This window comes from Rhizobium yanglingense, from assembly GCF_977109285.1.
Window position 1 is genome coordinate 482501 of sequence record NZ_CDSAWY010000005.1, and the last position, 16816, is coordinate 499316.

A 16816-nucleotide genomic window follows, 5' to 3' on the forward strand; every position below is an offset into this window, starting at 1 on the left:
CTCAGCGCTTTTCGAACGAGGACAACGATGTCGATCTGACATCAGGCCTGTCAGCCCGCGTTCTCGAGCAGAACATGACGGTGTCTGCACCGGAATCGATCACGCCGCAGACCGAGGAATTTGCCGACGACATCGTGCCGGCCCGCCAGGATGTCACCATCGTCAAGGCGCTGATGGATTCCGGCTATCCCGAGCCGCAGGCGAAGATGCTCTCTGCCAACCTCGCGCCGCCACTCGGCAGCGACGAGCTTGCCAAGGGCGACGTCCTGCGTGTCGGCATCATCCAGAAGGGCGAACAGGCCAAACTCATCCGCGCCAGCGTCTATCGCGGCACGCGTCATCTCGTCACAATCGCTCTCGATGACAAGAGCCGCTTCGTTGAGGCAAGTGAACCGCCTAGGCTTGACGCGATCGCGACTGCCTTCGATGACAATTCGCTGTCAGTTCCCGCTGGCCAGAACCTGCCGCGCGTTTATGACGGCATTTATCGCGCCGCCCTTTCCTACGGCATGACCAAGGATATGACGGCGCTGATCATCAAGCTGCTTGCGGCAAATGTTGACTTCCAGGCGCAATTGAGGCCGACCGATTTCCTCGAGGCCTTTTTCTCTGTCGCCGATTCGAGCGGCCGCGCGACGCCGAATTCCGAACTGCTTTACGTCAATGCCCGTTTTGGCGATACGGTGACACGCTTCTACCGCTTCCAGGATGCGGACGGAAACGTCGATTACTTCGATCAGGAAGGCAAGAGCATCCGTCAGTTCTTGCTGCGCAACCCGGTGCCGAACGGCATTTTCAAGTCCGGTTTCGGCATGCGACGCCACCCGATCCTGGGTTTTGCCCGCATGCATACGGGCGTCGACTGGGCCGCTCCCCGCGGTACGCCGATCATCGCGACCGGCAATGGCACGGTCGAGAAGGCCGGCTGGGATTCCGGCGGCTATGGCAATCAGACGATCGTCCGTCATGCCAATGGATACGAGTCCTCCTACAACCACCAGAGCGCCATTGCCAAAGGCATCGTGCCCGGAGCAAAAGTTCGTCAGGGCCAGGTGATCGGCTGGGTCGGCACCACCGGCGAATCCACCGGACCGCATCTGCACTACGAGATGATCGTCAACGGTACCAAGGTCGATCCGCTCCGCATCCGCTTGCCGGGCGGCAAGTCGCTGGCCGGCGAAGCACTGGCTAAATTCCAGGACGAGCGCAAGCGCATCGATACGCTCCTGAATAACCAGCCGGTCGATCAGATCGCCAGCAAGTAGGCCCAGAAAAATGGCGGCCGGAGCCGCCATTAGCTTTCCCGGATGCGTCTTTTACGCTGCTTCGCTGACGGCGGAATTGCGCGGGCGGAACAGCAAGCGGTCGGAACCGTTGGTGACCTTCACCGTCGATCCGTCCGGCACCTGGCCGGAGAGAATCTGCTCGGCGAGCGGATCCTGGACATACTTCTGGATCACCCGCTTCAATGGCCGCGCGCCATAGACCGGATCGTAGCCTTTGTTGGCAAGCCAACTGCGGGCATCGTCATCGAGCTCGATCGTGATCTTGCGCTCGGCCAGCAACGCCACCAGCCGTTTCAGCTGGATATCGACAATCGCGCCCATCTCATCGCGCTTCAGGCGATGGAAGAGGATGATCTCGTCGACGCGGTTCAGGAATTCCGGCCGAAAATTGGCGCGCACGACCTCCATCACCTCCTCGCGAACCGTGTCGCTGTCCTGGCCCTCGCCCAGCTGGGTGAGGAATTCGGCACCGAGGTTCGAGGTCATGATGATCATCGTATTGCGGAAGTCGACCGTGCGGCCCTGGCCGTCCGTCAGGCGCCCCTCATCCAGCACCTGCAGCAGGATGTTGAAGACGTCGTGATGCGCCTTCTCGATCTCGTCGAAGAGCACGACCTGATAAGGTCGGCGGCGGACAGCTTCCGTCAATGCGCCACCTTCCTCGTAGCCGACATAGCCGGGAGGGGCGCCGATCAGCCGGGCCACCGAGTGTTTTTCCATGTATTCCGACATGTCCATGCGCACCATCGCCGTCTCGTCGTCGAAGAGGAAGCGGGCGAGCGCCTTGGTAAGCTCAGTCTTGCCGACGCCGGTCGGGCCCAGGAAGATGAATGAGCCGATCGGCCGGTTGGGGTCCTGCAGCCCGGCGCGCGCGCGGCGAACGGCACGCGATACGGCTTGCACAGCATCGCCCTGGCCGATGACCGAAGTCGCCAGTTCGTCTTCCATCCTGAGCAGCTTCTCGCGCTCGCCTTCCAGCATCTTGTCGACCGGAATGCCGGTCCAGCGGGAAACGACATGGGCGACATTGTCCGGGGTCACGACCTCCTGCACCATGGCGCTGCGATCGCCATCCTGGCTTTCCGCATCGGCCAGTTGCTTTTCCAGCTCCGGAATGACGCCATAGGTCAATTCGCCGGCGCGTTGGAATTCACCCTTGCGCTGGGCGATTGCCAGTTCGTTGCGGGCGTCGTCGAGCTTCTTCTTGAGATCGGCGGCAAGACCGAGCTTCTGCTTTTCCGATTGCCAGCGGGCCGTCAGAGCGTTGGCCTTCTCCTCCAGGTCCGTCAGTTCGGCATCGAGCCGCGTCAGACGGTCGGCGGAGGCTGCATCCGTTTCCTTCTTTAGCGCTTCACGCTCGATTTTCAGCTGCATGATGCGGCGATCTAACTCGTCGAGCTCTTCGGGCTTCGAATCCACCTGCATGCGCAACCGCGCGGCCGCCTCGTCCATCAGGTCGATCGCCTTGTCGGGCAGGAAGCGATCGGTGATATAGCGGTTCGACAGCGTCGCAGCCGCCACCAGCGACGAGTCCGAAATGCGAACCTTGTGGTGCTGCTCGTATTTTTCCTTGAGGCCGCGAAGGATCGAGATCGTGTCCTCGACCGTCGGTTCATCGACCATGACGGGCTGGAACCGGCGGGCGAGTGCTGCGTCCTTCTCGACATGCTTGCGGTACTCGTCGAGCGTGGTGGCACCGACGCAGTGCAACTCGCCGCGCGCAAGCGCTGGCTTCAGCAGGTTGGAAGCATCCATCGCTCCATCCGCCTTGCCGGCGCCGACTAGCGTGTGCATTTCGTCGATGAAAAGGATGATCTCGCCGTTTTCCGACTGCACTTCGTTGAGCACGGCCTTCAGCCGTTCTTCGAATTCGCCGCGATACTTTGCACCAGCAATCAGCGCGCCCATGTCGAGCGCCATCAGCTTCTTGTCTTTGAGAGACTCCGGCACGTCGCCGTTGACGATGCGTAGTGCCAGTCCCTCGACGATTGCCGTCTTGCCGACGCCGGGCTCGCCGATCAGCACCGGGTTATTCTTGGTGCGGCGGGAGAGGACCTGAATGGTACGGCGGATCTCGTCATCGCGGCCGATCACCGGATCGAGCTTGCCCTCGCGGGCCTCGCCGGTCAGATCGCGGGCGTATTTCTTCAGGGAATCGAAGCCTTGTTCCGCATTAGCGGAGTCGGCCGTGCGTCCTTTTCGAATATCGTTGATAACCTGATTGAGGCTCTGCGCCGTCACGCCAGCATTCTTCAGCGTCGTTGAGGTCGAAGCGGAAGACTCAATCGCCAAGGCCTGCAGCAACCGCTCGACCGTGACGAAGCTGTCGCCGGCTTTCTTGGCGGCCTCTTCAGCCGTGGAAAAAACTCTAGCGAGCGGCTGGGCGAGATAGATGTTGCCGTTGCCGCCGGAAATCTTCGGCAGCTTTGCAAGCGCTGCATCGTTTGCAAGCCGCGCGGCCTTGGCATCGCCGCCGGCGCGTTCGATCAGCGAAGCAGCCATACCTTGATCGTCGTCAAGCAGGACCTTGAGGACATGTTCCGGCGTGAATTGCTGGTGACCCTGCGCCAAGGCATAGGTTTGGGCGGACTGAACGAAACCGCGAACCCGCTCGGAATACTTTTCGATATTCATATTCTACCTCCATGGATCGCCCTGCCCTTATAAGGCACAGACCGATGATTGAGATTGAGCTCCCTCAAAAGGCGAGCCGTTGCTTCATCCTTTTTGGAAATTGGACGAAGCATTCGAGGACGAATATGGGATGGATTTTCGCGAGTTTAAAGAGCCCGGAACCACGAAAACCCAGGCCGAAGAATCCTCCGCGAACGCGCGGCACGGCCTGATGGCACGAACGTTCAAGACCCGATTGTAGCGCTGCTGGTATGCGTTGCAGCTTCCTAAACAGCAGAGCCGAGATGACCCTCGAGCAAACGATTGCATTTCTGACCTTTTCAGTCGTCGGCGCCATCACGCCCGGCCCCAGCAATGTCATGATCATGGCGACCGGCTCACTCGTCGGTTTGACACGCGGCCTGCCATGCGTGCTCGGTGCTGCCTTGGGAATGTCGTCGCTATTCTTCTGTGCGGGCCTCGGCCTTGCGCAGTTGTTTCTGCTTTACCCGCTTACGCTAACGATCATGAATCTGATCGGCGCTGCCTTTCTGTTTTGGCTGGCCTGGAAGATCGCGACCGCGGACGTGACGCAGGCGAAAGGCGACACGAAAGCCGTGGGCTTTCTGCAAGCGGCGGCATTTCAATGGATGAATCCGAAGGGCTGGCTGGTTGCTGTGAGTGGGATTGCCGCCTACTCCGGCGCATCTCCAGGAAGCGCTTTCGGCTTGGCCGCAACCTGCGCAGTCCTATTCTTTGTGGCAGCCTTTCCGAGCGGTCTCGCCTGGTTAATGGCTGGCGCATTGATGCAGAAACTGCTTCAAGACGCGCGCATTGCGCGCGCCTTCAATATCGTGATGGCAATCGCACTCGCTGGCTCTGTCGCGACAATATTCGTGTTGAGCCGGAGACGGCAGCCTTATTCCGTGGCCGCTTCGACCAGAGCCGGTGCTTCGGCGGAAGCAGCCTCGCCTTCGCCTTCGGCGCGGCGCGGACGGCGGGGGCGGTTGCTGGCGTTACGGCGGCGCGGCTGGCGTTCGCGCTGCTGGCCGCCTTCTTCCTCCATGGAGACTTCGGCCGGAATGCCTTCGATTTCCGGCTGAGGGCCGGTTCCGTCGTTGGATTCCTGAGTCGGGGCCGGTAAAGAAGCGGGAGCTTCTGCGCGCTGTTCGCGACGATGCTGCTCGCGCGGCGGCTGAACGACGACGGCATCATCGCTGTCTACCGAATCCAGTTCGTCGCCATCGCGCTCGCCACCTTCGCGCTCGGTATATTCGTTCCGATCGTCGCGCTGGAAACGTTCCTGCATCTGCGTCTGGGCGGCCGCAATGATGCGGTAATAGTGCTCTGCGTGCTGCAGGTAGTTCTCGGCTATGACGCGGTCACCGGAGCTCTGGGCATCGCGGGCAAGCTGCGAATATTTTTCAGCAATATGCTGAGCCGTACCGCGGATCTTCACGTCGGGGCCGGAGCTGTCGTAGGTCCGCGTCAGCGGATTGCCACCCTTGCGGTTGAAATTGTTGTTGTTATTTCCGCCGCCGTTGTTGTTACTGCCACGCCCTCGACCGCGCTTGTTCTGCTGTCCTGGCCTCATAGATCGTTCACCTGAATTCTCTGTTTGTGTGGAATTATGGCACCAACCGCCGTGGCCGGTAAACCGGCTCAGGGCCTTCGTGCCGCAAGCATAATGCGCCTTCGCGCCGACCTGCCGCTTGTTCTCAAGTCATATTGACTGATTCACGCATTGGGTCGTGTTCAACCTTTGAAACTCTCGTTTAAAAGAGTGGACCCCCGAGGCCGACCAAGTACCGAACGAATCGACGTTCCTTCTTGACTGCCCAACGCGTGAGGGCAACCTATATCGCTTCCCCGGGAAATCCAAGCCTTTTCTTCGCAATAGCAGTAATGTCCTGTTCAATGCTGCAATTTGTCGCTCAAGCGATGGGTGCGAACACAAGCACCCGGTCATTCTGGCCATAATCCTTTGCGGATTCGACGCATTTGAAACCTGCGGCTTCGAAGACCGCCGTTACGTGATTCCGCTGGTCGTAGCCGATTTCCAGTCCTATGACGCCGTTTGGCTGCATGAACCTGGCAGCATCCTTGGCTATCGCTTTGTATGCGTCAAGCCCATCGGGGCCACCATCCAGAGCTGCCGCCGGATCAAATTTCGTCACTTCAGGAGCGAGATTGTCAATGACATTGGAAGCAATATAGGGCGGATTTGAGACGATTGCGTGAAACGTACCGTGAATGTTTTGAAACCAACTTGATTGCACAGTCTCAAACCGTTCCTTCAATCCGTTTCTTGCAGCGTTTGATTCTGCCGTCCTGAGGGCATCTGCGGATACATCGCTTCCGATACCCGACGCTCCCGGAAATTCGCTCAAAAGCGCAAGGCATATTGCCCCGGTTCCGGTTCCTAGATCAAGGATATGGAGATGTTCCTCCGTCTTTGCAAGTGTTCTTAAATAAGGAAGCATCGTATCGACGAGAATTTCCGTGTCTGGCCGCGGCTCCAGCGTCTCGGCGGAAAGCGAAAGCGGCAGACCGTAGAATTCCCGCTCGCCGAGAATACGGTGGACCGGCTCATGCGCTAGCCGTCGTTTCACAGCCGCCAGGATCAGCGCCTCTTTATCGGCAGCGACGGGCTCATTACCGCGTGATAGCATTTCGCTCGAGGAGAACCTCAGCAATCCGGCAACGAGCAGTCTTGCATCCGTTGCGGGATCGGCGATACCGGCTTCGGTGAAGCGGCGGCGGACTTCGGCGAGAACTTCAGAAACCGTCGGCCGCGCTCCGGTCATTGCAGCTCGCCAAGCTGAGCCAGTTGGCTTGCCTGATAATCGGCAAGCAGGGCATCCACCACTTCATTGATCTCGCCTTCCATCATCCGGTCCAGCTTGTAGAGCGTCAGATTGATGCGGTGATCGGTAATGCGGCCCTGCGGGTAATTGTAGGTGCGTATCCGCTCCGAGCGGTCGCCGGAGCCGACCTGGCTCTTGCGATCGGCGGAACGTTCGCTATCGGCCCTTTGTCGTTCGGCATCATAGAGCCTCGAACGCAGTACCTGCATCGCCTTGGCGCGGTTCTGGTGCTGTGACTTTTCCGAACTGGTGACGACGATGCCCGTCGGCAGATGCGTGATACGCACCGCGGAATCCGTGGTGTTGACGTGCTGGCCGCCCGCGCCGGACGATCGCATCGTATCAATACGAATGTCTTCCGGCCGGATCTCGATGTCGATTTCTTCGGCTTCGGGCAGCACGGCGACCGTTGCTGCCGACGTGTGAATGCGCCCACCCGCTTCGGTTTCGGGCACGCGCTGCACACGATGCACGCCAGACTCGAACTTCAGCTTGGCGAAGACGCCCTTGCCGGTGATCGTGGCGATAATTTCCTTGTAGCCGCCGGCTTCGCCCTCGCTTGCGGAAAGGATTTCGACCTTCCAGCCATTCGCCGCGGCGAAACGCTCATACATGCGAAAAAGATCGCCTGCGAAGAGTGCGGCCTCCGAGCCTCCCGTACCCGCGCGGATTTCAAGGATCGCGCTCTTTTCGTCTGCGGCATCCTTCGGCAGCAGCAGGATCTGGATTTCCTGCTCCAGTGCCTCGATGCGCTCCTTCACATCCGGCAATTCCTGCTCCGCGAGATCGCGCATCTCACGGTCGACGGACCTGTCTTCAAGCAACGCTTCGAGATCGGAAAGCTCGGCTTCAGCCTTTTCATAGGCGCGGATCTTGGTGACGACGGGCTGCAGCTCGGAATATTCGGAGGCGAGCTTCACGTAGACGTCCGCCGACGGGCCGGCCGACATCCGCGCTTCAATTTCGCCGAAGCGGCGTTCCAGCTCGCGCATCTTTTCAACGGGAAGCTTCGCCACCCTTCGCTCCGATTCTTCTTATAGTTTGCTAAAGGGGAATATTGTGACTCTCGGCGAAGTGGGCAAGCACCTCGCGCATCGGGGTCGTCGCGTGGATATCGTCCAACGCCTCGTTCATCACCTTCGCCAGCGCCGCGGCATCGAGACCGAGCAGCATTGCCTTTACCGGCCCGATCGAGGCCGGCGACATTGACACCGAGCGGAAGCCGAGACCAAGCAGCGCCATCGCCGAGATCGGCTTGCCGGCAAGCTCGCCGCACAATGTCACCGGCGTATTGTTGCGCTCACCGGCTCGCACGATGTCGCGCAAGAGCCTGAGGAACGGCTTGCCCAGCGTATCGAAGCGGTCGGAAACGCGCGCATTGCCGCGATCCACTGCCATAGCGAACTGGAAGAGGTCATTGGAGCCGACTGAGACGAAATCGACAGCCGCCATCAGTTCGTCGAGCTGCCAGAGTAGTGCCGGCACCTCCAGCATCGCACCGAACTGCAGCTTGCGCGGCAGGCCGTGGCCGAAGCGGGACAGGTGCTGCACTTCCTTCTGCAGAAGCTCGCGAACGGCCGCGATCTCGGAAACCTCGGTCACCATCGGCACCATGAGCTTCAGCTCGGCCCCGGCGGCCGCCTTCAGCATGGCGCGAAGCTGCGTGCGCAAGAGCCCCGGACGGTCGAGCGACAAGCGAATGGCACGCCAGCCGAGTGCCGGATTCTCCTCCTCGTGGCCGCGGAAATAGGGCACAACCTTATCGCCGCCGATATCGAGCGTGCGGAAGGTAACGATGCGGCCGGCCGCCTGCTTCAGCACGTTGCGATAGAAGATTTCCTGCTCGTCGGCCTTCGGCATCGTGGAAGCGATCATGAACTGCAGCTCGGTGCGGAAGAGGCCAATACCTTCGGCACCCGATTCCGCAAGCTGCGGCAGATCGACCAGAAGCCCGGCATTCATCAGCAGCGAAATCCGCTGCCCGTCCCTCGTCAGCGGCTCAACGGAGCGCAGCGCCCGGAACTGCTCCTGCCGGCGCGCGCGGAACCGGACTTTTTCCTCGTAAGACCTCTGATGCTCCGGCAACGGCCTCAGATGCACATGGCCGCCGTCGCCATCGATGATCACGGCATCGCCGTTTTCGGCAAGCGCGACAACGCCTGCCGCCTGGCCGATCACCGGAATGCCCATGGCACGGGCGACGATGACGACGTGACTGGTGACGGCGCCTTCCTCGAGCACCAAGCCGCGCACATTGGCGCGCGGGTAGTCGAGCAGTTCGGCGGCACCCATGGCGCGCGCGAGGATGATCGCATCATTCGGGAAACCGTCACCCGACGCGTGGCCGCTGTAGCCAGTCAGTTGCCGCAAAAGGCGGTTCGCCAAATCTTCGAAGTCATGCATGCGCTCGCGGAGATAAGGATCCGTCAGACGCATCATGCGCGCTTTGGTGTCGCTCTGGACTTTTTCGACCGCTGCTTCCGCCGTCAGGCCGTTGCGGATCGCCTCTTCGAGCTTCCGCACCCAGCCCTGGTCATGTGCGAACATGCGGTAGGTTTCCAGAACCTCGCGATGCTCGCCCTCCATCGACACGTCGCGGCTCGAAAGCAAGTCGTCGATCGAAATCCGAAGCGAACCCATCGCCTCCGCCAGCCTGCGGATTTCCTTCTCCGAATCTTCGTTGAGAAGATTGGTGACGACGATGCGCGGCTCATGCAGCACGACATAACCGAGCCCGATGCCTTCGTTATAGGTATCGCCATTGATCGTGACGGAGCGTGTCAGGTCAAGTTCAAGGCCGGGCTTCGTGATCTTCTTGAGCTCGCCGGTGGCGATCATCTCGGCGAGCACCATCGCCGTGGTCTCGAGCGCTTCTAGTTCTTCCTCGCGGTAGGTGCGGCTCGCCTTGTTCTGCACGACGAGAACGCCGAGCGAACGGCCGGTGCGTAGGATCGGCACGCCGAGGAAGGAATGGTAGATTTCTTCGCCGGTTTCCGGGAGATAACGGAAAGCGGGGTGCGACTGTGCATCGGAAAGGTTGAGCGGCTGCGCCGAAGCGGCGATCGTACCGACGAGGCCCTGCCCCATCTTCAATTGCGACAGGTGGACGGCCTCTTTCTTCAGGCCCTCAGTCGCATAAAGTTCGAGAACGCCGTCAGAGCGCAGCACGTAGACGGAGCAAACCTCGGCCACCATGTTGCTGGCGATCTGCCGAACGATCCGGTCGAGACGCTCCTGCGGCTCCAGCGGCTCCGCCATCAACTCGCGCAGCCGCTTGAGCAGCACGCGCGGACCGCCGGATAGGTCTCTCATGGCGTCTCAAGCTCCAAAAACAAAAGCAAAGTAACCCGGCAGACGCCGCGTAACTTCACAACTTAAATGCGGCAGGCCTGCTGGGAATCAATTCTTATCCAGACCGTAGCAGGAATGCAAAGTCCTGACAGCGAGTTCCGCATAAGGACCGTCGATCAGGATGGAAATCTTGATTTCCGAGGTCGTGATCGCCTTGATGTTGATGCCCTTCTCGGCAAGAGCCTTGAAAGCGGTGGCGGCAACACCGGCATGCGAACGCATGCCGATGCCGATGACCGAAACTTTGACCAAGCCCGACTCGTTCTGCACGACGTCGTAGCCGATCTTCTCCTTGTTCTCGCCGAGCACCCTGATCGCCTTCTCGACGTCGCCCGAAGGCACGGTGAAGGTCATGTCGGTCTTCGAACCGTCCTCGGAAATGTTCTGGACGATCATGTCGACATTGATATGGCTCTCGGCGAGGGGGCCGAAGATTGCGGCGGAAACGCCGGGCCGGTCGGCAAGACGGCGAAGCGAGATCTGAGCCTCATCCTTGGCATAGGCGATGCCGGTGACTACTTCTTGTTCCACGATTTCATCCTCGTCACAAATCAGCGTTCCGGGCGGATTTAACAAATCACCCATGCCCGGAGCATCGGGATCTTCGAAAGAGGAGCGCACGAAGGTACGGACCTTGTGTACCATGGCAAGCTCGACCGAGCGGACCTGCAGCACCTTGGCGCCGAGCGAGGCCATTTCGAGCATTTCCTCGAAGGCGATCTTCTTCAGTCGACGCGCCTGCGGCACGATGCGCGGATCGGTCGTATAGACGCCGTCGACATCGGTATAGATATCGCAGCGATCGGCTTTGACAGCAGCCGCGATCGCCACCGCCGACGTATCCGAACCGCCGCGGCCAAGCGTCGCTATCCGATTGTCCGGCCCGAGACCCTGGAAGCCGGCGATGACGGCAACCTGACCCTCGCCCATGCGCTTGATGATGTCGGCACCGTCGATTTCAAGGATGCGGGCAGCGCCATGTGCATTGTCGGTGTGGATCGGAATCTGCCAGCCCTGCCAGGAGCGCGCATTGATGTCCATGGCGTGCAGCGCGATCGCCAGCAACCCGGAGGTCACCTGCTCACCGGAAGCGACGACCGCGTCATACTCGCGCGCATCGTAGAAAGGTGAATTGGCACCGACCACCTTGGGCGTCCCCTGCACCCAGCCGACCAGCTCGTTAGTCTTGCCGGACATCGCCGACACCACCACTGCAACCTCGTGGCCGGCATCGACTTCACGTTTCACATGGCGGGCAACGTTCTTGATGCGGTCCAGATCAGCGACGGACGTTCCGCCGAATTTCATTACGATGCGTGCCATAAGCCTCTACCACAGCAAACGCCGGGAGAGACGAAAGCCAGACCCGGCATGACGGAGCCCTGAAAACAGCATGGCCGAAGGGTCGGATAAGGAGTCTGTGGAACCCTTCTAAGGCCTTGCACCCAAGGGCCCAAGTTGCGGCGTCTCTTAGCGAGTTTGAATGGGGGTGGCAAGGTGGCCGTCGACTGAAACGGAAAGACCCACGGGACAATCTCATCCACCTTGAGGAAATCCGCTGACGTGCATCGGATTCGGTGTAAGATGTTTATCATGAATGAGGCCCGGTCTTTATTCGCACAACTGCGCCAGTCGGCGCAGCCTGAAATCGTCGACACTATGGAGCGGCTCGTCCATGACGCCCCCGACCGCAAGCTTTGCCGTGTCAATGCGCTTGCCTTCGCCGCCAGCGAGGACCTCGACGAAGAGCAGGTGGTCAACGCCTTCCTGCACGCGTCCCGCCTTGGCATATTCGATCTGTCATGGAACGTGCTGTGTCCAGGCTGTGGCGGGGTGCTCGACGCCAACACCTCGCTGAAGACCGTCCAGAGTGACGAGTATAACTGCGCACTTTGCGCGGCGGGCTACGAGCCGACGCTGGACGAGATGGTCGAGGTCACCTTCACTGTCAGTCCGCGGGTGCGCCGCATTGCCGCTCACAATCCGCACGAATTGCCGCCATTGGAGTATTTCCGCCAGATCTATTGGAGTTCAGGTGTCGACCTGCCGGAGGAAGATTTTGAGGCGAAGGTCGACGAATTCGTGCTTGAATCCCTCGAACTGCCGCCGGGAGAGAAAGCCGTCATTTCCCTGCAGCTGCCTGCGGATTTCGTCATCATCTTCGAACCGGTCACCCACGCAGCGCAGTTCCTGGATATCAAAGGCGAGCCAACCAAGGAGCGGCAGAGCCTCTCGCTTGTATTCGATCGCACACACCGGCATAGCGAGCCCCTTGAGCTGAGGCCCGGTCCGGTGCGCATTTCGGTGGAGAACCACACCGAGGTCCGCACCTTGCCATCTGTTTGCATAGCGAACGAGGCCCTGCATGGTTTGCTCGGCCGCCGCCGCCCGTTCCTGACTGCCAAGCGCCTGCTCTCCAACCAGACCTTCCGCGACATCTACCGCACCGACACGATAGAAGTGGATCAGCGGTTGAAGATCACCAGTTTGACCTTCCTCTTCACCGATCTCCGCGGTTCGACTGAGCTTTACGAAAGAGTAGGCGACCTTGCGGCATTCGACCTCGTGAAAACGCATTTTAGCATTCTCAACGACATCGTTGGCGCGGAAGCGGGTGCTGTAGTGAAAACAATCGGCGACGCGGTGATGGCCACTTTCCCGACCCCCGACCGGGCAGTCGTCGCGGCCATGCGAATGCGCGAGGCGATGCGCAAGCTCAACCAGGAACGCGGCAGTGAAGATCTGCTTCTGAAGATCGGCATCCACGAAGGACCATGCATCGCCGTGAACCTGAACGAACGGCAGGATTATTTCGGGCAGACGGTGAACATCGCCTCGCGCGTCCAGCATCTGGCCACATCGCGCGAAATCTTCGCGACCGGCTCGGTATTGGGCGACCCGCGCGCCTTAAGCCTTCTGACGGATCGCGGCCTCAATCCGATGTCGCAAAAAGTCACGCTTCGCGGCATCGCCCACGAAATCAGCATCTATGCGATTCCATAAGCCACCTTCCTGGCCTTCGCGGCTCAGCAGTCATTGATTTTTGATGATGCTGATGGCGCCGCTCACCTCGAGGATAGCGAAGCGGATATCCTTGACGCTTTCGACACCCTGTTGATTGCGCGCAGCCTCGAGCACGTCTTCCATCTGCAGCCTGCAGCCGCGCAGGGCCTCCTGGTCTGCAACCCCATTCGCAATCAGAATAGTCGGAACGCCGTCGATGACCTTGCCCGCAAGCGGTGACCAGCTCTTGAGATAGGAGAGCAGGATATCCGCAAGAAACAGGGTCAAGATCAGCACGATCGCATTGGTTATCGAAAAATCGTCGCCGAGCATCGCCTGCTGCGTCGTCTCGGAGACCACCAACAGGATCACGAGGTCGAACGGGGTCATCTGCGCGAGCGTCCGGCGGCCCGACAGGCGTATGATGACAAGGAGGGCAAAATAGATCGAAAGGCCGCGAATTACGCTTTCCATATCGAGTTCTCCTCACGGAAGGATCAAGACAAGCGGCGCCGAAACGTGATCGCCGATACCGACACGAATGCGATGAAAGCCCGGCGACTGGGTTTGCAGCCGGAACCTGACATCGATCGGCATGCCTGGATCCCCGGGAAACTGATAATGGATCAGGCCGGCTTTGGACGTCACCGCCTTCGGTGGCGGGTCGATGCCCTCGACGAAGAAGCCCTTCAGAAACGCTGCATCGACTGTGAAGACGCAATCCGCATCGCCGGGTCCGAATCGAATATGAATCTCGTCCGGCGCATTCCATCGCGAGATGGCTGGGTAGTCGACCGTTCCTTGCGGCGTTTCCACCAAGGCGCGGGAAAGATATCCGCCCTTTCCCAACGCGCCGAAGAGGCAGCTCGCGAGGATAAGACCGAAGACAAACCAGGCGACACGCTGAACGATCCAGACCCGCCGTTGAAAGTCCCGATGTTCAGTGACGCCGTCGGGCAAATGGTCGCTGCCGGTCCCTTTGTTCGTCATCTGCGCCGCCTTTATCCGCCTGCGAGATAACGCCGCGGGCCGCAACGAGTTTCAATAATTCAAGGAACCAACCGATGCCGAGTTAAAATGTCGGAGGTTCCAATGAACAGAGGACCGCTCGGAAATTGGCGCCATGTCTGTGTCGACATGCAGCGGCCTATGCTTCAGGCGCAACCAGTCGAAACACTGGTGATGACAAGCGGCGAAACCGACGTGTGCGTGATGGCGACGATACTCGGAGCGATTGACCTCGGCTACCGCGTCATCCTTGTCGAAGATGCGGTCTGTAGGAGCGACGACCAAACCTCCGATGCCTCGCTGGAATTTCTGAGAAATCGCTTCTCCGTTGAGCTCGAGCAATCGCAACGGATGACTTTTTGCAGCAAGCACGTGGTTGATCGAGGATGCTTCACTATATCCGTTGAAACTAGAGCGGCATAAGAACGCACGCACTCCTTTATGCCGGCAGAAGCCACGATGAGTAAGCCACTGGAAACCGCCACACCACATCCGCTGGACCTTCCTGCAATGGAAATCGCAAGCGGTATCTGCCAGGGCCGGTTCGCCTCCGAAAACGTGGTGGCGGAATCGATCCGCCGCGCCAAGGCGGTGCGCGAAACGCTGAATCCGTTCACCGTCCTCCGTGAGGAGCAGGCGCTGGAAGCGGCCCGCGAGGCGGATCGCGCCGCCGCCCGCGGCGAAGCTACCGGCCCACTACACGGTGTACCGTTCGCCGCCAAGGACCTGACGCCGACCGCAGGCGATCTGACGACGCTGGGCTCATGGACAAAGGGCGACTGGGTGCCTGCCGAAACAGCGCTCTGCATCCGCCGTCTTCAAGGCGCGGGTGCCATTCTGATAGGAAAGACGACAACGCCGGAATTCGCCTTTGCGAGCTTCACCCAAAGCCCGCGCTGGGGCGTGACCCGCAATCCGTGGGATCCGGAGCGCACCTCCGGCGGCTCCTCCGGTGGGTCGGCCGTTGCGGTCGCGACCGGCGTCGTGCCTTTCGCGGAGGGCACGGATATGGGCGGCTCTGTGCGTATTCCGTCCGCATTCTGCGGCACGGTCGGCCTGAAACCGAGCCTCGGACGAATTCCGATGACGATCCTGCCAAGCGTTTTCGACAACATCTCGCATTTCGGTCCGCTGGCGCGCACGGTGGGAGACGCCATCGCCTTCATGGAAGCGGCCTGCGGTCCGAGCGACGAGGACATTTCTTCGCTGCCGATCGGCTTCATGTCACATGCGGCGCGCGAGGGCCAGTTGGAAGGCAAGCGTTTCGCACTCTCAATGGACCTCGGTTACTATCGTATCCAGCCCGAGGTCGAGCAGGCGATACGCGTTGCTGTCGAGGAATTGCGCCGCGCCGGCGCCACCGTCCATGAAGTCCCGATGCATTGGACGCGCTCGGTTAACGATGAATGGTTCGATCTCTGGTGCGTCTTCATGTCTGGCTTCTTCGGCGAGACAATTGCCGAATACCGGGAGAAAATGGATCCCGCCGTCGTCGCGATCATCGAGCGCGGCTTTTCAATGAATGCCACCGCCTACAAGCGCGTGGAACTGCTGCGCACCGCAATGTGGCGCGATATGGCAAAGCTCTTCGAGAGCTACGACGCCCTGCTCTGTCCCACCTGCGCCATCACCGCTCCGCTCGCCAGCGAAACTGACGACGACTATGTCGCGACCTGTCCGGACGGCCGTTTCGCCGGGCTCGACATGACCTGCCCTTTCAACATGCTGCCGCAACTGCCCGCGCTTTCACTACCGGTCGGTCCTGCAGCAAATGGCATGCCGGTCGGGTTGCAGATCGTCGGACGCCGCTTTGCCGACGAAGGCGTCCTGGCGATAGGTGCGGCACTCGAGGCGCGTCTTGCCGTTCCCCGTTTTCCCGCCTCTTGACTTATGCGGCTGATCGTCCGACTTCACTCACGACGAACGCAAGGAGCAGGGTCATGAGCGACGCGGCAAAAAGCACGATCGACCAGAGCGAGGTGGACCGCTTTTCCGCAATGGCGGCGGAATGGTGGAGTCCGACCGGCAAGTTCAGACCTCTGCACAAGTTCAACCCGGTGCGCCTCACCTATATCCGCGACAAGGCAACCGAAAACTTCGGCCGTGACCAGAAGAGCCCGCGTCCGCTGGAAGGCCTGCGCGTGCTTGACATCGGCTGCGGCGGCGGCCTGCTTTCGGAACCCGTCGCCCGCATGGGTGCAAGTGTTGTCGGTGCCGATCCCTCGGAGAAGAACATCGGTATTGCCTCGACACACGCGCAAGCGTCTGGCGTCACAGTCGACTATCGAGCAGTCACCGCCGAACAGCTTGCGGAAGCCGGCGAGACCTTCGATATCGTGCTGAACATGGAAGTCGTGGAACATGTCGCCGACGTCGATTTCTTCATGACGACCTGCGCCAGGATGGTGCGCCCCGGCGGGCTGATGTTCGTCGCCACCATCAACCGCACGATGAAGGCCGCCGCACTCGCGATCTTCGCGGCCGAGAACATCCTGCGCTGGCTGCCGCGCGGCACGCATCAATATGAAAAGCTGGTCCGCCCTGACGAGCTGGAAAAGCCTCTTGCGGCGCACGGCATGACGATCATCGAGCGCACCGGCGTCTTCTTCAATCCGCTGTCGAACCAGTGGAACCTGTCCAAGGATATGGACGTGAACTACATGCTGCTGGCGAAGCGGCCCGAATAGC

At 60.3% G+C, this 16816-nt stretch carries 13 protein-coding genes and 2 pseudogenes (1 of these 15 only partly in view); 6 read left to right on the forward strand and 9 right to left on the reverse strand.

Annotated features, from left to right (window positions below):
* Positions 1–1265, forward strand: partial view of a M23 family metallopeptidase gene (locus tag ACW4PC_RS11930; protein ID WP_455873956.1) — the 3' portion only. 667 nt of this gene lie to the left of the window's left edge; the window shows 1265 of its 1932 coding nt (coding positions 668–1932); the start codon falls outside the window, past its left edge; the stop codon is at positions 1263–1265.
* A 51-nt stretch (positions 1266–1316) separates the two neighbouring features.
* Here ACW4PC_RS11930 and clpB read toward each other — a convergent pair whose 3' ends face one another.
* Both clpB and ACW4PC_RS11940 read right to left on the reverse strand, forming a co-directional pair.
* Entirely contained in the window at positions 1317–3920 is a 2604-nt protein-coding gene (clpB, locus tag ACW4PC_RS11935; RefSeq protein WP_455873957.1) for an ATP-dependent chaperone ClpB, read from the reverse strand.
* A gap of 64 nt (positions 3921–3984) precedes the next feature.
* On the reverse strand, positions 3985–4287 hold the full coding sequence (locus ACW4PC_RS11940; RefSeq protein ID WP_455875076.1) for a hypothetical protein: 303 nt from the start codon (positions 4285–4287) through the stop codon (positions 3985–3987).
* On the opposite strand from ACW4PC_RS11940, the pseudogene ACW4PC_RS11945 reads away from it, so the two are divergent.
* A pseudogene (locus ACW4PC_RS11945) lies at positions 4286–4714 on the forward strand (LysE family translocator); the annotation flags it as partial. The gene ACW4PC_RS11940 and the pseudogene ACW4PC_RS11945 overlap by 2 nt on opposite strands.
* Before the next feature lie 104 nt (positions 4715–4818).
* Here ACW4PC_RS11945 and ACW4PC_RS11950 read toward each other — a convergent pair.
* The 5 genes from ACW4PC_RS11950 to ACW4PC_RS11970 form a co-directional block, all read right to left on the reverse strand.
* Entirely contained in the window at positions 4819–5493 is a 675-nt protein-coding gene (locus ACW4PC_RS11950; protein ID WP_455873958.1) for a DUF4167 domain-containing protein, read from the reverse strand.
* A 340-nt stretch (positions 5494–5833) separates the two neighbouring features.
* Positions 5834–6706, reverse strand: a complete 873-nt coding sequence (gene prmC / locus ACW4PC_RS11955; protein WP_455873959.1) for a peptide chain release factor N(5)-glutamine methyltransferase — start codon at positions 6704–6706, stop codon at positions 5834–5836.
* Positions 6703–7782: a peptide chain release factor 1 gene (gene prfA, locus ACW4PC_RS11960; protein WP_455873960.1), complete on the reverse strand. Its 1080-nt coding sequence runs from the start codon at positions 7780–7782 to the stop codon at positions 6703–6705. Before prfA ends, prmC begins: the two co-directional genes overlap by 4 nt.
* Before the next feature lie 28 nt (positions 7783–7810).
* Positions 7811–10078, reverse strand: a complete 2268-nt coding sequence (gene ptsP / locus ACW4PC_RS11965) for a phosphoenolpyruvate--protein phosphotransferase (protein ID WP_455873961.1) — start codon at positions 10076–10078, stop codon at positions 7811–7813.
* Between the two features lie 87 nt (positions 10079–10165).
* Positions 10166–11440: an aspartate kinase gene (locus tag ACW4PC_RS11970; RefSeq protein WP_455873962.1), complete on the reverse strand. Its 1275-nt coding sequence runs from the start codon at positions 11438–11440 to the stop codon at positions 10166–10168.
* A gap of 270 nt (positions 11441–11710) precedes the next feature.
* Between ACW4PC_RS11970 and ACW4PC_RS11975 the strand changes: the two genes are divergently transcribed.
* A complete protein-coding gene (locus tag ACW4PC_RS11975) occupies positions 11711–13120 on the forward strand; it encodes a DUF5939 domain-containing protein (protein ID WP_455874992.1) in 1410 nt (469 codons plus the stop codon).
* Between the two features lie 30 nt (positions 13121–13150).
* On the opposite strand, the gene ACW4PC_RS11980 is transcribed toward ACW4PC_RS11975, so the two are convergent.
* A complete protein-coding gene (locus ACW4PC_RS11980; RefSeq protein WP_039846247.1) occupies positions 13151–13594 on the reverse strand; it encodes a DUF421 domain-containing protein in 444 nt (147 codons plus the stop codon).
* 12 nt (positions 13595–13606) lie between these two features.
* Positions 13607–14110, reverse strand: a complete 504-nt coding sequence (locus tag ACW4PC_RS11985) for a hypothetical protein (RefSeq protein ID WP_455873963.1) — start codon at positions 14108–14110, stop codon at positions 13607–13609.
* A 156-nt stretch (positions 14111–14266) separates the two neighbouring features.
* Here ACW4PC_RS11985 and ACW4PC_RS11990 point away from each other — a divergent pair.
* From ACW4PC_RS11990 to ubiG, 3 genes and pseudogenes are all read left to right on the forward strand, one after another.
* Positions 14267–14551 (forward strand): annotated as a pseudogene (locus tag ACW4PC_RS11990) (cysteine hydrolase family protein); the annotation flags it as partial.
* Positions 14552–14587: 36 nt separating this feature from the next.
* Positions 14588–16015, forward strand: coding sequence for an amidase (locus ACW4PC_RS11995; protein WP_455873964.1), 1428 nt, complete (start codon positions 14588–14590; stop codon positions 16013–16015).
* Between the two features lie 53 nt (positions 16016–16068).
* Positions 16069–16815, forward strand: a complete 747-nt coding sequence (gene ubiG / locus ACW4PC_RS12000) for a bifunctional 2-polyprenyl-6-hydroxyphenol methylase/3-demethylubiquinol 3-O-methyltransferase UbiG (RefSeq protein ID WP_455873965.1) — start codon at positions 16069–16071, stop codon at positions 16813–16815.
* Position 16816: the final 1 nt, after the last annotated feature.

Coding starts and splice junctions, on each gene's coding strand:
- ACW4PC_RS11980 (WP_039846247.1), bottom strand. CDS start 13,594: ATGGAAAGCGTAATTCGCGGCCTTTCGATCTATTTTGCCCTCCTTGTC.
- prmC (WP_455873959.1), bottom strand. CDS start 6,706: ATGACCGGAGCGCGGCCGACGGTTTCTGAAGTTCTCGCCGAAGTCCGC.
- ubiG (WP_455873965.1), top strand. CDS start 16,069: ATGAGCGACGCGGCAAAAAGCACGATCGACCAGAGCGAGGTGGACCGC.
- ACW4PC_RS11975 (WP_455874992.1), top strand. CDS start 11,711: ATGAATGAGGCCCGGTCTTTATTCGCACAACTGCGCCAGTCGGCGCAG.
- ptsP (WP_455873961.1), bottom strand. CDS start 10,078: ATGAGAGACCTATCCGGCGGTCCGCGCGTGCTGCTCAAGCGGCTGCGC.
- ACW4PC_RS11995 (WP_455873964.1), top strand. CDS start 14,588: ATGAGTAAGCCACTGGAAACCGCCACACCACATCCGCTGGACCTTCCT.
- clpB (WP_455873957.1), bottom strand. CDS start 3,920: ATGAATATCGAAAAGTATTCCGAGCGGGTTCGCGGTTTCGTTCAGTCC.
- ACW4PC_RS11950 (WP_455873958.1), bottom strand. CDS start 5,493: ATGAGGCCAGGACAGCAGAACAAGCGCGGTCGAGGGCGTGGCAGTAAC.
- ACW4PC_RS11970 (WP_455873962.1), bottom strand. CDS start 11,440: ATGGCACGCATCGTAATGAAATTCGGCGGAACGTCCGTCGCTGATCTG.
- ACW4PC_RS11940 (WP_455875076.1), bottom strand. CDS start 4,287: ATGATCATGACATTGCTGGGGCCGGGCGTGATGGCGCCGACGACTGAA.
- ACW4PC_RS11985 (WP_455873963.1), bottom strand. CDS start 14,110: ATGACGAACAAAGGGACCGGCAGCGACCATTTGCCCGACGGCGTCACT.